This window comes from Nocardia sp. NPDC055029, from assembly GCF_053608525.1.
This window is the reverse complement of sequence record NZ_JBSGVQ010000026.1, coordinates 43757-57873: the sequence shown is the minus strand read 5'-3', so window position 1 is coordinate 57873 and position 14117 is coordinate 43757. Positions and strand designations below refer to the sequence as shown.

The 14117-nt window shown below is 67.9% G+C and carries 15 protein-coding genes; 8 read left to right on the top strand and 7 right to left on the bottom strand.

Annotation, left to right across the window (positions count from 1 at the left end; genetic code table 11):
• Positions 1-7 precede the first annotated feature (7 nt).
• The 6 genes from ACWF9G_RS21875 to ACWF9G_RS21850 all read right to left on the bottom strand — a co-directional run bounded on the left by ACWF9G_RS21875 (position 8) and on the right by ACWF9G_RS21850 (position 6346).
• Entirely contained in the window at positions 8-1033 is a 1026-nt protein-coding gene (locus tag ACWF9G_RS21875; protein ID WP_452517446.1) for a prenyltransferase, read from the bottom strand.
• Entirely contained in the window at positions 1030-1749 is a 720-nt protein-coding gene (locus tag ACWF9G_RS21870; protein ID WP_379307756.1) for a class I SAM-dependent methyltransferase, read from the bottom strand. The genes ACWF9G_RS21875 and ACWF9G_RS21870 overlap by 4 nt, the downstream gene beginning before the upstream one ends.
• Positions 1743-2999 carry a glycosyltransferase family 4 protein gene (locus ACWF9G_RS21865; protein WP_452517444.1) on the bottom strand — a complete coding sequence of 419 codons (1257 nt, stop codon included), beginning with the start codon at positions 2997-2999 and terminating at the stop codon, positions 1743-1745. Before ACWF9G_RS21865 ends, ACWF9G_RS21870 begins: the two co-directional genes overlap by 7 nt.
• Complete coding sequence (locus ACWF9G_RS21860) at positions 2999-4255, bottom strand: cytochrome P450 (protein WP_452517442.1); 1257 nt, start codon at positions 4253-4255, stop codon at positions 2999-3001. The genes ACWF9G_RS21865 and ACWF9G_RS21860 overlap by 1 nt, the downstream gene beginning before the upstream one ends.
• 41 nt (positions 4256-4296) lie before the next feature.
• The gene (locus ACWF9G_RS21855; RefSeq protein WP_452517440.1) at positions 4297-5649 is read right to left on the bottom strand and encodes a cytochrome P450; all 1353 of its coding nucleotides are present in this window, start codon (positions 5647-5649) and stop codon (positions 4297-4299) included.
• A 103-nt stretch (positions 5650-5752) separates the two neighbouring features.
• Positions 5753-6346 (bottom strand): TetR/AcrR family transcriptional regulator, encoded by a 594-nt coding sequence (locus tag ACWF9G_RS21850; RefSeq protein ID WP_452517437.1) that lies wholly within the window; start codon positions 6344-6346, stop codon positions 5753-5755.
• Between the two features lie 118 nt (positions 6347-6464).
• Between ACWF9G_RS21850 and ACWF9G_RS21845 the strand changes: the two genes are divergently transcribed.
• The 5 genes from ACWF9G_RS21845 to ACWF9G_RS21825 all read left to right on the top strand — a co-directional run bounded on the left by ACWF9G_RS21845 (position 6465) and on the right by ACWF9G_RS21825 (position 10642).
• On the top strand, positions 6465-7934 hold the full coding sequence (locus ACWF9G_RS21845) for an aldehyde dehydrogenase (RefSeq protein ID WP_452517435.1): 1470 nt from the start codon (positions 6465-6467) through the stop codon (positions 7932-7934).
• 31 nt (positions 7935-7965) lie between these two features.
• Positions 7966-8715, top strand: a complete 750-nt coding sequence (locus ACWF9G_RS21840) for an SDR family oxidoreductase (RefSeq protein ID WP_379307762.1) — start codon at positions 7966-7968, stop codon at positions 8713-8715.
• On the top strand, positions 8712-9599 hold the full coding sequence (locus ACWF9G_RS21835; protein WP_452517433.1) for an NAD(P)-dependent oxidoreductase: 888 nt from the start codon (positions 8712-8714) through the stop codon (positions 9597-9599). The genes ACWF9G_RS21840 and ACWF9G_RS21835 overlap by 4 nt, the downstream gene beginning before the upstream one ends.
• Positions 9596-9976, top strand: a complete 381-nt coding sequence (locus ACWF9G_RS21830) for a carboxymuconolactone decarboxylase family protein (RefSeq protein WP_452517432.1) — start codon at positions 9596-9598, stop codon at positions 9974-9976. The genes ACWF9G_RS21835 and ACWF9G_RS21830 overlap by 4 nt, the downstream gene beginning before the upstream one ends.
• Positions 9977-10048: 72 nt before the next feature.
• Entirely contained in the window at positions 10049-10642 is a 594-nt protein-coding gene (locus ACWF9G_RS21825; RefSeq protein ID WP_452517430.1) for a TetR/AcrR family transcriptional regulator, read from the top strand.
• 346 nt (positions 10643-10988) lie between these two features.
• Here ACWF9G_RS21825 and ACWF9G_RS21820 read toward each other — a convergent pair whose 3' ends face one another.
• Entirely contained in the window at positions 10989-12770 is a 1782-nt protein-coding gene (locus ACWF9G_RS21820) for a thiamine pyrophosphate-requiring protein (RefSeq protein ID WP_452517428.1), read from the bottom strand.
• Between the two features lie 212 nt (positions 12771-12982).
• On the opposite strand from ACWF9G_RS21820, the gene ACWF9G_RS21815 reads away from it, so the two are divergent.
• The 3 genes from ACWF9G_RS21815 to ACWF9G_RS21805 all read left to right on the top strand — a co-directional run bounded on the left by ACWF9G_RS21815 (position 12983) and on the right by ACWF9G_RS21805 (position 14084).
• Positions 12983-13267 (top strand): hypothetical protein, encoded by a 285-nt coding sequence (locus ACWF9G_RS21815; protein WP_452517426.1) that lies wholly within the window; start codon positions 12983-12985, stop codon positions 13265-13267.
• 96 nt (positions 13268-13363) lie between these two features.
• Positions 13364-13513, top strand: coding sequence for a hypothetical protein (locus ACWF9G_RS21810; RefSeq protein ID WP_379307768.1), 150 nt, complete (start codon positions 13364-13366; stop codon positions 13511-13513).
• Positions 13514-13562: 49 nt separating this feature from the next.
• Positions 13563-14084, top strand: a complete 522-nt coding sequence (locus ACWF9G_RS21805; protein ID WP_452517425.1) for a DUF2231 domain-containing protein — start codon at positions 13563-13565, stop codon at positions 14082-14084.
• Positions 14085-14117 lie beyond the last annotated feature (33 nt).

Here is a 14117-nt window from a genome sequence, read left to right as displayed (position 1 = left end):
CCCGGGTTCAGTCGACGACGCCGTCGCGGAAGATGCCGTTGGCGGCGGAGGTTCGGCTGAGCGCGTCGGCCGCCAGCACGACGGCCGCCGCGGTCCAGGTGGTGCGCTCCTCCGGCCAGCGTTTGCCGTCGGTGAAGACCAGCCCGGTCCAATAGGAACCGTCGGGGTCGCGCAGATGCTGTACATCGGTGAAGAGTCTAGTGGCCGTTGCGGTTTCGCCGATCGCGTCGAGCGCGAGCACCAGTTCGCAGGTCTCCGCGCCGGTGACCCACGGTGCGTCGGACACGCACCGAATGCCGAGGTCGGCGACCACGAACTCGTCCCAGTGCGCAGCGATCCGCTCGTGGGCCGCCGTGCCGCGCACCGCGCCGCCCAGGATGGGGTAGTACCAGTCCATCGAGTAGCGGCTCTTGTCCAGGAACGCCTCCGGATGATGGCGCAGAGCGCGGCCGAGCCTGCGGCGCGCCGCGACCCAGTCCGGACGCGGGTCGCCCATCCGTTCGGCCAGTGCCACCGCGCAGCCCAGACTGTGAAAGATGCTCGAGCATCCGGTCAGGAGCGCCTCCCCGGAGGTCCCCGATTCGTCGGCAGACCAATGGATCTCGCCGTGGGTTCCTAGTTGCAGGCTGAGCACGAAGTCGATACCGGCGCGGACGGTCGGCCAGAGCTCGGCGGCGAATTCGGTGTCACCGGTGATCGTGAGCGCGTGCAGCACACCGGTCGCCAGGTAGGCGCAGAAGTTGGCGTCGGCATCGTGGTTCTCGATCACGCCGTTCCGCGTCTGCATCGGCCACGAGCCGTCGGAGCGCTGCGATTTCGCCGACCAGATATAGGCCTCGCGTGCTTCGTCCCACAATCCGGCCACGGTCAGCGCCATCGCGGACTCGATGTGATCCCACGGATCGGTGTGGCCACCGGTGAACCAGGGGAGCGCACCGTCGGGTTCCTGTGCGGCGGCGATGGTTTCGGCGGTGCGGCGGATGTCTCGTGCCGAGATGACGCCGGGAACGGCCGGTAGGTCAGCGGCCGTCACCGGACCGTCGGCTTCGTGAAGTAGAGGGCCACCGACTTGCCCACCAGCGGATTCAGCAGCCGCTCGGTCGTGCGGGTCAGCGCGGGCGCCGACATCATGTCCCACACCAGCAAGCGGTGATAGGCGCGGACCAGGGGGTTGTCGTCGTCGCGCACGCCCACCGCGCACTTGAGCCACCAGTACGGCGAGTGCAGCGCGTGCGCGAAATCCCGGTGGTCGTAGCGCAGACCGCGCGCGGTGATCTTGTCGCGGAGCTCGTCGGCGCGATAGATCCGGACATGGCCGCCCTCGTTGGCGTGATACTCGTCCGACAGCGCCCAGCAGATGCGTTCGGGCAGCCAGCGCGGCACCGTGACAGCCAGCGTGCCACCGGGTTTGAGCACTCGTGCCAGCTCGGCGACGGCCCTGTCGTCCTCGGGGACGTGCTCGAGGATCTCCGAGGCGATGACCACATCGAATTCGCCGTCACCGTAGGGCAGATCGAGGGCGTCGCCGCGCACCGTCTCGGCCTTCGCGTACTCCGGTGCCTCACCCGCCGCGGCCATAGCCTCGAACATGACGTCAACGTCCGCCAGGTCGGCGGCGTTCTGGTCGAACGCCACGACGTCGGCGCCACGACGGTAGGCCTGGAACGCATGCCGTCCCGCGCCGCAGCCGACATCGATCACCCGCGTTCCCTGGCCGACGCGCAGGCGGTCGAAGTCGACGGTCAGCATGAGGTCTCCTGTCGGTGCGGGGAGTCGGGGGAGTGGTAGCGCTCGATCGCCCGCTCGTAGACGGCGACGGTCTGCGCGGCGACGGCCGCCCAGCTGAACAGGTCGAGGACACGGCCGCGGCCCGCCGCGCCCATCCGTTCCCGCCGGTCCGGGCTGTCGAGCAGTGCACCCAGGACCCGGGTCAGCGCGTCGACGTCGCCGGGTTCGATCAGTTCCGCGCAGTCGCCGACAACCTCGGGCAGCGCACCGGCCCGGCTGGCGACCAGCGGTGTCCCGCTCGCCATGGCCTCGACCGCAGGCAGCGAAAACCCTTCGTACATCGACGGAATACAGGCGATCTCGGCGGAGGCGAGCAGTTGCGCCAGCTGTTCGTCGCTGACGCCGCTGACAGGAGTGACGACATCGGCGAGGCCGAGTTCGGCGATCAGTTTCTCGGTCGGCCCGTTCGGTTCAAGCTTCGCGACCAGGCTGAGCTCGACCTCGTGCTGATGACGCAGCCGGGCAAGGGCGTTGAGTAGATGCGCGATGCCTTTGAGCGGCTTGTCGGCACTGGCGACCGCGACGATCCGCCCGCGTACCCGGGGCGTGTCGCGGGGCCGGAACAACGTGGTGTCCACGCCCAGGGGGACCGTGCGCAACTGACCGGGATCCACCCCGAAGTCCTCGGCGATATCCGCCGCGGACGAGGAGGACACGGTGATCAGGTCGGGAATCTGACGTGCCACCTGCTGCTGCATGCCGAGGAACCCGTACCAGCGCCGGACGAAAGGTCGCCGCCGCCACGGCGTCGCGGCCAGGTCCACCGCGCGGTCGCGGGTGATCGGGTGGTGGACCGTCGCGACGAGCGGTAGCAGGCGGGCGATGTCGAGCAGGCCGTAGCCGAGGCACTGGTTGTCGTGCACCACGTCGAAATCCTGTGCGCGCGTGGCCAAGAGCCGGGCACTGCGCAGGCTGAACGTGCGGGGCTCGGGGAAGCCTGCGGTCCACATGGTGGCCAGTTCGAGCAGGTCGATCCGGTCGCGGATCTCGCGGGGATGCGGCGTGCGGAAGGGATCGTCGTCCCGGTAGAGGTCCAGGCTCGGCACCTCGGTGAGCCGCACCCGGGGATCGAGGTCCTCGGGATAGGGCTGACCGGAGAACACCTCGACCTGATGACCGAGCTCGACGAGCCCCTGACTCAGGTACCGGATGTAGACCCCTTGCCCGCCGCAGTGGGCTTTGCTCCGGTAGGACAGCAAGGCGATCCGCATCAGCGCCCCCCGGTCCCGTAGTCGACCTGCCAATGTTTGATGCCGTTGATCCAGCCCGACCGCAACCGCTGCGGCTCCGCCACCTGGGTCAGGTTCGGCATGGCCTCGGCGATGGCGTCGAAGATCAGACCGATCTCGAGCCGGGCCAGATTCGCGCCGACACAGAAGTGCGCGCCGGTACCGCCGAAGCCCAGATGCGGATTGGGGTCGCGCAGGATGTCGAAGCGGAACGGCTGCTCGAAGGCGTCCTCGTCGAAATTGGCTGAGCTGTAGAACAATCCGACGCGGTCGCCCGCACGGATCCGCTGTCCACCGAGCTCGGCATCGGCGGTGGCGGTGCGCTGGAACACCGTCACCGGCGTCGCCCATCGCACGATCTCGTCGGCCGCGGTCACGGGACGCCGCTGTCTGAAGAGCTCCCACTGCTCCGGATGGTCGACGAAGGCCTTCATGCCGTGGGTGATGGCATTGCGGGTGGTCTCGTTGCCCGCCACCGCGAGCAGGATGACGAAGAACCCGAATTCGTCCGAGCCCAGCGCCTCGCCGTCGAGATCGGCGTGCACGAGCCGGCTGACGATGTCGTCGCGAGGGTCGGTGCGGCGTTGCTCGGCCATGTTCCAGGCATAGCCGAGGATCTCCATCGCCGCGGTCGACGAGGACTCGGTGGTCGTGGCATCGCCGTACTCGGGGTCGTCGTAGTTGAGCATCTGGTTCGACCAGTCGAACAGCTTGCGCCGATCCTGCTGCGGGACACCGACGAGCTCGGCGATGGCCTGCAGCGGCAGCTCGCACGCCACCTGCTCGACGAAATCACCGCCGCCCGTCTTCGCGGCCGCGTGCACGATGGCGGCCGCCCGCTCGGCCAGTGCCGCGCGCAACCCCTCGACCGCACGCGGCGTGAAACCCTTGGCGACGATGCGCCGGATCTTGGTGTGCTTGGGCGGGTCCATGTTCAGCAGCAGTGCGCCGGTCAGCTCGATCTGCTCGGGCGTCACCTCACCGGGCAACCGGATGACCGAGCCCTTGCGCTGCGAGGAGAACAGGTCAGGGTTGCGCGAGATCTCCTTGATGTCTTCGTGTTTGGTGACCACCCAGTAGCCGCCGTCGCGGAAGCCGCCCGACTGCGCGTCGGTCTGCGGGTTCCACCACACCGGCGCGGTCCGGCGCAGTTCGGCGAATTCCTGGACGGGGTTGCGGGTTTCCCAGAGTGCCGGATCGGTGAAATCGAATCCGGCGGGGAGCGACGGCGCTGACACGTTTCCTCCTGGAGGCCGACGGCGGTGGTGACCCGGGGCGTTCAGCGCTGCCTGCGGCGGTAGCGGACGCGGCAGGGTTGTTGCAGCTGGACGACCATCTTGGAATGGTCGTTGCGGTAGGTGTCCGACGGCTGGGCCAGTTCGAACTCCCAGTCCCGCAGCAGGATCGAGAAGATCGCCTTGAGCTGCATGAGCGCGAACGGCGCCCCGACGCACCGGTGCCTGCCCGCGCCGAAGGGGATCCAGGTCCAGCGGTTGACGATGTCGTCCTGGCGCGGATCGAGATAGCGGCCGGGATCGAAGGCGTCCGGGTCGGGGAAGTCCTCCGGAATCCGGTTGGAGATCGCGGGCGTGGCGGCCACCATGTCATCCGGCGCGATCCGGTGCCCGCACACCTCGAACTCACCGCGCGCCAGGCGCATGAGCACGATCAACGGCGGATGCAGCCGCAGGGTCTCCTTGAGCGCGGCTTCCAGATACGGAATCTGGCGCAGCGCATGATGACTGACCTCCGACCCGTCGGCATACAGCTCGTCGAGTTCGGTGACGACATCGCGCAGCGTCTCGGGATGGCGCAGCAGCTCGATGATCGTCCAGGCCGCGGTACCCGAGGTGGTGTGATGGCCGGCGAACATCATCGAGATGAAGATGCCGGTGATCTCGCTCGCCGGAAACCGCGGGGCACCGTCCTCGTCCGTGACCGACATCAGCACATCGAGCATGTCGCGCTCGGCCTTGCCCGTCGGCGGATCGGCCGCCCGCTGGTCCATGATCGCCTGCACCAGCTCGACCAGCGCCGCCCGAGCGGCATCGCGCCGGGCGAAACTCTCGATCGGCGCATACGGGTCCACATAGGCCAGCGCGTCCGTGCCCTGCTCGAGCTCGTGGTAGAGGTGCGCGAAACGCGCGTCCAGCTGGTTGCGGAACTTCACGCCGATCAGGCAGGCCGAGGAGGTGTAGATGGTCAGCTCCGCGAAGAACTCGAGCAGATCGATCTCACCCTCGTCGTCCCAGCCCGCGATCATCCGATCGACCTCGCGGGAGATCGTCCCCGCATGCCCGCGCATATGGTCCGCGCGCAGCGCCTGATTGTGCAGCATCTCCTTGCGGCGTTCGGGTGGCGCGTCGAAAACCACCCCCTCACCGAAGATGGGCTTCATGAACGGGTAGGCGGCACCCTGATCGAGGTCGTCGTCACCGGCCCGGAAGAAGAACTCGTTGGCCTCGGCCCCGGACAGCAGGACGACGGTGCGCCCCGCGAGCTCGAACGTCCCGACATCACCACACTCTGCACGCACGCGCCGCATCAGCGCGATCGGATCGGTACGGAACTCGGCCAGATGCCCGTGCTCGTCTTCGCCTCCGGACACGCGCCGCGGTATGACCAGCGTCATTGGGGGAATCCTTCCCGGAACACTGTCCAGATATGCAATGGACACGTGTCTGGACAGTACTACGGTTGATGCTGTCCGACAAGGCTCGGCGAAGCGGTGCGTGCTAGTCGCCGATGGCCGGCTCGGCCAGCATGCGGCGCGCGCAGACCTCGAGCAGGTCGGCCACTTCCGCATACGACAGCAGGCCCATACCGCCCTGGAGCAGCGCGCCGGAGTACAGAAGTTCCAGCGCCGCAAGCTGTTCCGGATCCTTCGTACCCAGGGCTTGCGCGAGTCGGTGGCGGATCTCTTTGCCGATGCGCAGCCGCAGGTGCTGGACGTCGGGATCGTCGCCGAGCAGGGCGCTGCTGACCGCGCCCGCCAGTGCGGGTTCGTCGGCCACCAGCATCGAGACCTGCCGCAGGACGGCGACCACCCGCGTGGTCGGGTCGGCGTCGCGGTCGTCCAGGGGTGGCATGGCGACCAGGCGGCGCCAGAAGACCTCGGAGATCAGGTGCTCTTTGGAGGAGAAGTACGTGTACGCGGTGGCGGTGCCGACGCCGGCCGCCGCGGCGACGAGCCGGATCGTGGTGCCCGAGTAGCCCTCCCTGGAGAGCACCTCGACCGCTGCCACGGTCAGGCGGTCCACGGTATCGGCCTGTTTCTCGGTCAAGCGTCGTCGAGTTGCTTCGATGCCGGTAGGCGCGATTTCGGACATGTGTCTGGATGCTACTACAGCATGGTGTATGGACAAATTGCCGCGCCGACCCTTGCGTCTGTTCTAAACTCCGAACTATATTCCGTACACCTGTCCAGACATGTATCGGAGCCTTGCTATGAATGGCCTCGTCCCTGCCGAAGGCACGCCCCTGTTGATCGGCGGCAAGCTGATTCCGGGTGGCTCCGGCGTCTTCGCGACGATCAACCCGGCGACCGAGGAGGTGCTCGGTTACGCCGCCGACGCCTCGGCCGAGGACATGGACGCGGCCATCGGTGCGGCGCGCACCGCCTTCGACGAGACCGGTTGGTCGCGCGACCCCGCGTTCCGCGCCCACTGCCTGCGTCAATTGCGTGACGTCCTCGGCGAACACCTCGAGGAGCTGCGGGCGATCACCATCGCCGAGGTCGGCACCCCGATCATGCTCACCAGCGGACCGCAGCTGGAAGGCCCGATCGCCGATCTGGCCTACGCCGCCGATCTGGCCGAGAACTACACGTGGGAAACAGATCTCGGCACCAGGGACTTGATGGGTGTCGCCAGCCGCCGGGTGATCCGGCGCGAGGCCGTCGGTGTCGTCGGCGCCATCACGCCGTGGAACTTCCCGCACCAGATCAACCTGGCCAAGATCGGTCCCGCGCTCGCCGCGGGAAACACGGTGGTCCTCAAGCCCGCGCCGGATACGCCGTGGTGCGCAGCGGTTCTGGGCCCGCTCATCGCCGAACACACCGACATCCCCGCAGGCGTGATCAATATCGTCACCTCCGCCGATCACGGCATCGGCGCGCAGCTGGTCGACGATCCACGGGTCGACATGATCACCTTCACCGGATCGACCAGGACCGGCCGCTTGGTGATGGCGGGTGCCTCGGCCACCCTCAAGCGCACCTTCCTCGAACTCGGCGGCAAGTCGGCGGCGGTCGTGCTCGACGACGCCGATATCGCCGCGGCCGCGAGCTACACCGCGTTCACCGTCGCCGTCCACGCCGGCCAGGGCTGCGCCCTCACGACCCGGCTCCTGGTGCCGCGCGCCGCCTACGACGACGCGGTCGCCGCGGCGGCCGGGACGATGTCCGGGCTGGCGGCCGGTGACCCGACGAACGCCGGAACCGTCTGTGGGCCGGTCATTTCCGCGCACCAGCGCGCGCGGGTGGAGCGCTATCTCGAGATCGCCGAGGCCGAGGGCGGGCAGATCGTGGTCGGCGGTGGCAGGCCGGCGAACCAGGAACGCGGCTTCTTCATCGAGCCGACGCTCATCAGCGGCCTCGGCAACACCGCGACCGTCGCGCAGGAGGAGATCTTCGGGCCGGTGCTCGTCGTGATTCCGCACGACGGCGACGAGGACGCGATCAGGTTGGCCAACGAATCGCCCTACGGTCTGTCGGGTTCGGTCTGGGGCACCGATCCGGATCGCGTGGAACGGGTGGTCGCGGGAGTACGGACCGGGACGCTGAGCGTCAACGGCGGGCTCTGGTACCACGCCGACGCGCCGTTCGGCGGCTACAAACAGTCCGGCATCGGCCGGGAGATGGGCGTCGCGGGCTTCGAGGAATACCTCGAGACCAAGCTCGTCGCCACTCCCGCCTGACACCGACACCATTCACAGGAGCTGAACAACCATGGCACGTTTCACCGGTCGCACCGCGATCGTCACCGGCGCGGCACAGGGCATCGGCGCGGTCTACGCCGGCGCGCTCGCCGCCGAAGGGGCCAATGTCGTCGTCGCCGATCTCAACGCCGAGCGCGGCGCCGAGGTCGCGGCGAAGATCGTCGCGGAAGGAGGCACCGCCGCCTTCTGCCGCGTCGACGTCGCCGACCCCGAATCCGCCGTCGCGCTGGCGGAATTCACCGTCGCCGAGTTCGGCGCCATCCACCATCTGGTGAACAACGCCGCGATCTACGGCGAGATGAAGCTCGACCTGCTGCTCACCGTGCCGTGGGATTACTACAAGAAATTCATGGGCGTGAACTTCGACGGCGCGCTCAACGTGACGCGCGCGGTGTGGAAGCCGATGATCGCGGCGGGCGGCGGTTCCATCGTCAACCAGTCCTCCACGGCCGCCTGGCTGTACTCCGGGTTCTACGGGCTGGCCAAGGTCGGGATCAACGGACTCACCCAGCAGCTGGCGACCGAGCTCGGCGGCTCGAAGATCCGGGTGAACGCCATCGCGCCCGGCCCGATCGACACCGAGGCCACCCAGACCGTCACGCCCGGAAACCTGGTGAAGGACATGGTGTCCCGCATTCCGATCAAGCGGATGGGCACGCCGCAGGACCTCGTCGGCGCCTGCCTGTACCTGCTCTCGGACGACGCGAGCTGGGTCACGGGTCAGATCCTGAATGTCGACGGCGGGCAGATCATCCGATGACAACCGAAACAGACTGTCTCCCGGTCGGATTCATCGGACTGGGCAATATGGGCACACCGATGGCCCGGCGACTGCTGCAGTGGCCGGGCGGTCTCACCGTCTGTGACGTCCGCGCCGAGGCCACCGCGCCGTTCGTCGAGGCGGGTGCGCGGACGGCCGTCGATCCGGCGGCGCTGGCGGCGGACGCGCGCGTCATCTGTGTGACGGTGGTCGACGACGCGCAGGTGACGGAGGTCGTCACCGGTCCGGCGGGCATTCTGCGCACCGCGGCTCCCGGGACCGTCGTCGCGGTGCATTCGACCATCGGCGACCGGACCGCGGAAGAGCTCGCCGCGCGATGCGCCCAGCAGGGGGTCGAGTTCGTCGACGCGCCGGTGAGCGGTGGTGCGCCCGGCGCCACCCACGGCAGCCTGGCCGTGATGGTCGGCGGCAGCGCCGCCGCGGTGGACCGGATCAGAGCGCCGTTCGGGTGCTTCGCCGACCTGATCGTGCACGCGGGCGAGGTCGGTGCGGGCACGCGCATGAAGCTGGCGCGCAATCTGTTGCACTTCATCTCGTTCACCGCCGCCACCGAGGCCCAGCGCCTGGCCGATGCCGCCGGGCTCAGTCTCACCGCGCTCGGCAAGGTGGTGCGCCACTCCGACGCGGTGACCGGCGGACCGGGCGCGATCATGCTGCGCGACACCTCCGCGCCGCTGGACCCCGACGACTTCTGGTTCCCGATCCTCGGCCATGTGCGCGACCTCGGCGAGAAGGACCTGACCCTTGCCCTGGAACTCGGTGACCGGCTCGGGGTGGATCTGCCACTCGCGCAACTCGCCATCGTCCGGCTGGCCGGTGGGCTCGGCGTAGCCGGTTCCGTGCTCGACAAGGAGACATCATGACCACCAACGGAAACACCCCCACCGATGCCAGGCAGCGTGGGCTTGCCAAGATGAGCGAGGTCTACGGCTGGGACTTCGCCGACGGCCCCGGTGACTATTTCGCGGTCACCGCCGACCATCTGTTCGGCGAGATCTGGTCGCGCCCCGCGTTGACCGTGCGGGAACGGCGGCTGCTACTGCTCGGCGCGCTGACCGCGCAGGGGCATCTGGATATCGCCGAGATCCAGATCGGGGCGGCGCTGCGCAACGGCGAGCTCTCGGAAGAACAGCTTCGTGAGATCGCGCTGTTTCTGTGCCATTACGTCGGGTGGCCCGCGGGCACGAAGCTCGACGGCGCCGTCGGCAAGGTGGTCGCGCAGGAACGTCGCGAGAAGTAGCCGACGGCGCCGGTACACGCCACACGGTGTGGTCGGACGACGGTCCTGGGTCGCCGAGTAGCATCCAGACGCATGTCCGAAAGCGATTCCATCAGCCTCGAAGCGACGCGGCGGCGTTTGACCGACAAACAGGCCGACACGGTCGACCGGCTCACCAAGGCCGCGCTGCGGGTGCTGGCCCGCGACGGCTTTTCCGGCATGACGATCCGGCTGGTCGCGGCCGAGGCCGGCGTCGGCACGGCCACCGCGTACACCTACTTCTCGTCCAAGGAACACCTGGTGGCCGAGATCTTCTGGCGGCGGCTGCTCGCCTCGCGGTCGCCTGCCAGCGAGGATCCGGACTCGACCGTGCGCGTACTCGCCGAACTGCGCAATATCGCCTTGCTGGTAGCCGACGAGCAGGAATTATCGGGCGCGGTCACCAGCGCGCTGCTCGGTGGTGACCCGGATGTCGAGCATCTGCGCACCCGCATCGGGATCGAGATCCGCGGCAGGATCGCGCGAGCGCTCGGTCCCGAGGCCGACGAGGAGGTCATCGAATGGCTCGAAATGATCTACGCGGGGGCGCTGGTGCGTGCGGGGATGGGCTACGAGTCGTACTCGAAGATCGCCGACCGGATCGAGCGGGCCGCCCTGCGGATTCTGCAGAACCCGGCCGGCGATTGAGCTGATACGGCGGTCTAGGTCACGGTAGATCAGGGCGAGTTTGTCGTATCGGGTAGCGACGCCGGCGATCAGCTGGTGACACCGGGGATCGGCACAGGCGCCGTGGCTACGCGGTTGGTTGCTCCTGCGGCGGGGCCATGGTGGGGATCGGGGGAATCGGGTCGGGGCTCGGGCCGGGCGGGGCCGGGTCAGGGGCAGGCCCGGGTGGGACCGGTGCGGGGGGAACGGGGTCGGGGCGGGGTGGGGGAGGCTGGGCGGGCTCCGGTGGTGTCGGCGGAATGGGTTCCGGTGGGTTGGGGAGCGGGGGTTGGGTCATCGACATCGGCCTCCTTCGGGTGGTGGGCGGTCAGTGGAACAGTTCCCGCGCTTTGGTTTTCGCGCCCTGAACCAGCAGGTGCCAGGCGTTGGGGTCACCGCGCAGGACGGCCGCCGCGGTGTGCTCGATCTGTTCGAGGGTGGCGTGTGGGGGGATCGGTGGCACTTCGGGGTCGCAGCGCACGTCCAGCAGGACAGGTTCGTGTGCGCTCAGGGCCTGGTCCCAGGCCGGTCCGACCTCCTCTGGACGGTCCACCGCGATCGAGGTCAGGCCCTCCGCGCTGGCGATCTCTGCATACGACACGTCCGGAAGCTCCTGTGAATCAGTGAATTTCGGTGCTCCCGACATGGCGCGCAGTTCCCAGGTGACCTGGTTGAGGTCGTTGTTGTGGAAGACGCAGACCACCAGCCGTTGGTCGGGCCAGCGGTCGCGGTAGCGGCGGATGGTCAGCAGTTCGGTCAGTCCGTTCATCTGCATCGCGCCGTCACCGACCAGCGCGATCACCGGGCGATCGGGTTGGGCGAATTTCGCGCCGATCGCGTAGGGCACCGCCGCACCCATCGATGCCAATGTGCCCGACAGTGATCCGCGCATTCCGTGCCGCAGCCGCAGACAGCGGGCGTACCAGGTGGTCGACGATCCGGAGTCCGCGGTGACGATCGCGCCCTCGGGTAGCCGGCTCGACAGCTCCCACACCACTCGCATCGGATTGACGGGGTCGGCATCGAGCATGGCCTGGCGTTCGACGGTCTCCCACCAGCTCGCCACGTTCTTCTCGATCTGGTCGCGCCAGCTCGGGTCGCGATCGGTGGAGAGCTGTTCGGTCAGGGCGGACAGGGTCGAGGCGGCGTCGCCGATCAGGTTCACGTCGGTGGGATAGCGCATGCCGATGCGGGTTCCGTCGGCGTCGATCTGCACGGCCCTGGCGGTTCCCGGTTCGGGCAGGAACTGGGTGTACGGGAAGTTCGAGCCGACGATGAGCAGGGCGTCGCAGTCGCGCATCATCTCGTAGCTGGGTCTGGTGCCGAGCAGGCCGATCGAGCCGGTGACGAAGGGGATGTCGTCGGGCAGGACGTCCTTGCCCAGCAAGGCTTTCGCCACGCCTGCACCGAGCCGCTCGGCGACGGCGAACACTTCGTCTGCCGCGCCGTGGGCGCCCTGGCCGATCAGTATCGCGGGGCGGGTGCAGCGGTTCAGTATGTGGGCGGCCGCGGCGATGTCCTCCTTCGGCGGCAGGGCGCGGGCCTGGTGCAGGTCGCCGGGCGGGCTCGAACCGACATGTCCGAAGCCGACTTCCGGCGGTCGGAATTGTTCCTGCTGTACATCGGCGGGCACGATCACCACCGCCGGCGCGGACCGCGTGGTGGCTACCCGGATCGCGCGGTCGAGCGCGGCGGGGAGTTGGTCCGGTACGTCGATTTCCACGAGGTATTCGGAGGCGACATCCTTGAACAGGCTCTGCAGATCGATCTCCTGCTGGAAACCGACGCCACGCGCGCCGCGTGCGGTCTGGCCGACCAGCGCCAGCACCGGTGCGTGATCGAGTTTGGCGTCGTAGAGGCCGTTGAGCAGATGGATCGCGCCCGGTCCCGAGGTGGCAGCGCAGACGCCGATCCGGCCGCTGAACTTGGCGAAGCCGGTCGCGGCGAACGCCGCCATCTCCTCGTGCCGGGTCTGCACGAACGCCGGGTTGCCTGCCCGGCCGAACGCGGCGACCAAGCCGCCGATTCCGTCACCGGGATAGCCGAACACTTGCTCGACTCCCCATTCCCGGAGCCGGGCGACTATGTGGTCGCCCACTTCGATACCCATGGCCACCTCCAGCTGTTCGGGAGCCACCACGTCGGCGGGAACCCGTCGGCCGTCTACGGATCGGCATGTCTCCTGGTGCCGATATGCCCAGGTCGGCGCCGACGAAACCGCAGTCACCGAACGGGGTGGTGATTGGGCGACGGCTGCACGGGTATGTGCCGGGTGCTGAATTGCCGAGTGAAGGCAGATCTTCGGTGACCGAAAGGATTCCCGTGAACACTCAGGAACCCCCGAACGACCACTTCCCCGACGACGCGCGAACCGCACGACCCCATGCCGGCGAATCGATCGAAGACACCCGCAACTGGCCGGGCCTGATCCTCGTCGCCCTCGGCATCGTCCTCTTGGGGGTGACCCTGACCGGCGCCGGCTACGGATTCGAGGGCTGGGCCTTCATCACCGGCACCCTCTGCGCAATCTGCCTGATCGGCGGCGCCCTTCTGGTCTTCGGCGAACACCGCCGAGTAAAGGCCCGCGAGCGGCAACAGACCGGCTAGGGCCTGTAGGTGGGAGTAGTCCTCGGTGCCTAGCCTCGAACTCCTCGCCGAGATCCACACCCTCATCGACCGCCCCATCGAGACGATGCGCGGTGCATGATCGCACCGATTCGGGGTAGGGCGAAGGTGGGTTGGATTTGGGTGTGTGAGGAGGTGATCCTGATGATGATGCCCGAGATGTGTATGCAGATGATGAACATGTTCATGGGGCTGTTGAACATGATTCCCGGCATGCCGATGATGTGATCACAGAGCGCCATCAGTAGCAGCATCACCGACGAGTACGGAGGTTGTTGTGAACACTGATCGAGGACAGGGCAAGCGACCTGTCAGTGCGATCCTCGCGGGTCCGTATGGGCACCCGTTCCATCCGATCCTGGTCACTGTCCCGATCGGGGCATGGGTGGCGAGTCTGATCTTCGATGTGGGTTCCCACATCGTGGATGATCCCGCGTTCCTGGTTCAGGGCGCACGGTGGTTGATAGCCATCGGTGTGCTCGGTGCGCTGGTGGCCGCCGCGGTCGGTTTGCTGGATCTGCTGGCGATTCCGACCGGCACGCGCGCGTTCCGCACGGGCTTGGTGCATATGAGCCTGAACCTGGTCGTGACGATCGCCTTCGCGGTCGGTTTCTGGTGGCGAGGGTCAGAGGTGGACGGGTCGGTGCCTGCCGGTCCACTGGCGCTGTCAGCGGTGAGCCTGGCCGTTCTGGGGGCCTCCGGCTATCTCGGCGGAGAACTGGCCTATCGCTACGGCGTTCGGGTAGCCGATGAAACCACCCAGACCGCCGGATTCACACGGGACACATCACTGCACTGACTGCTGACTTGCGTCGGCCGCAGCTACTTCATA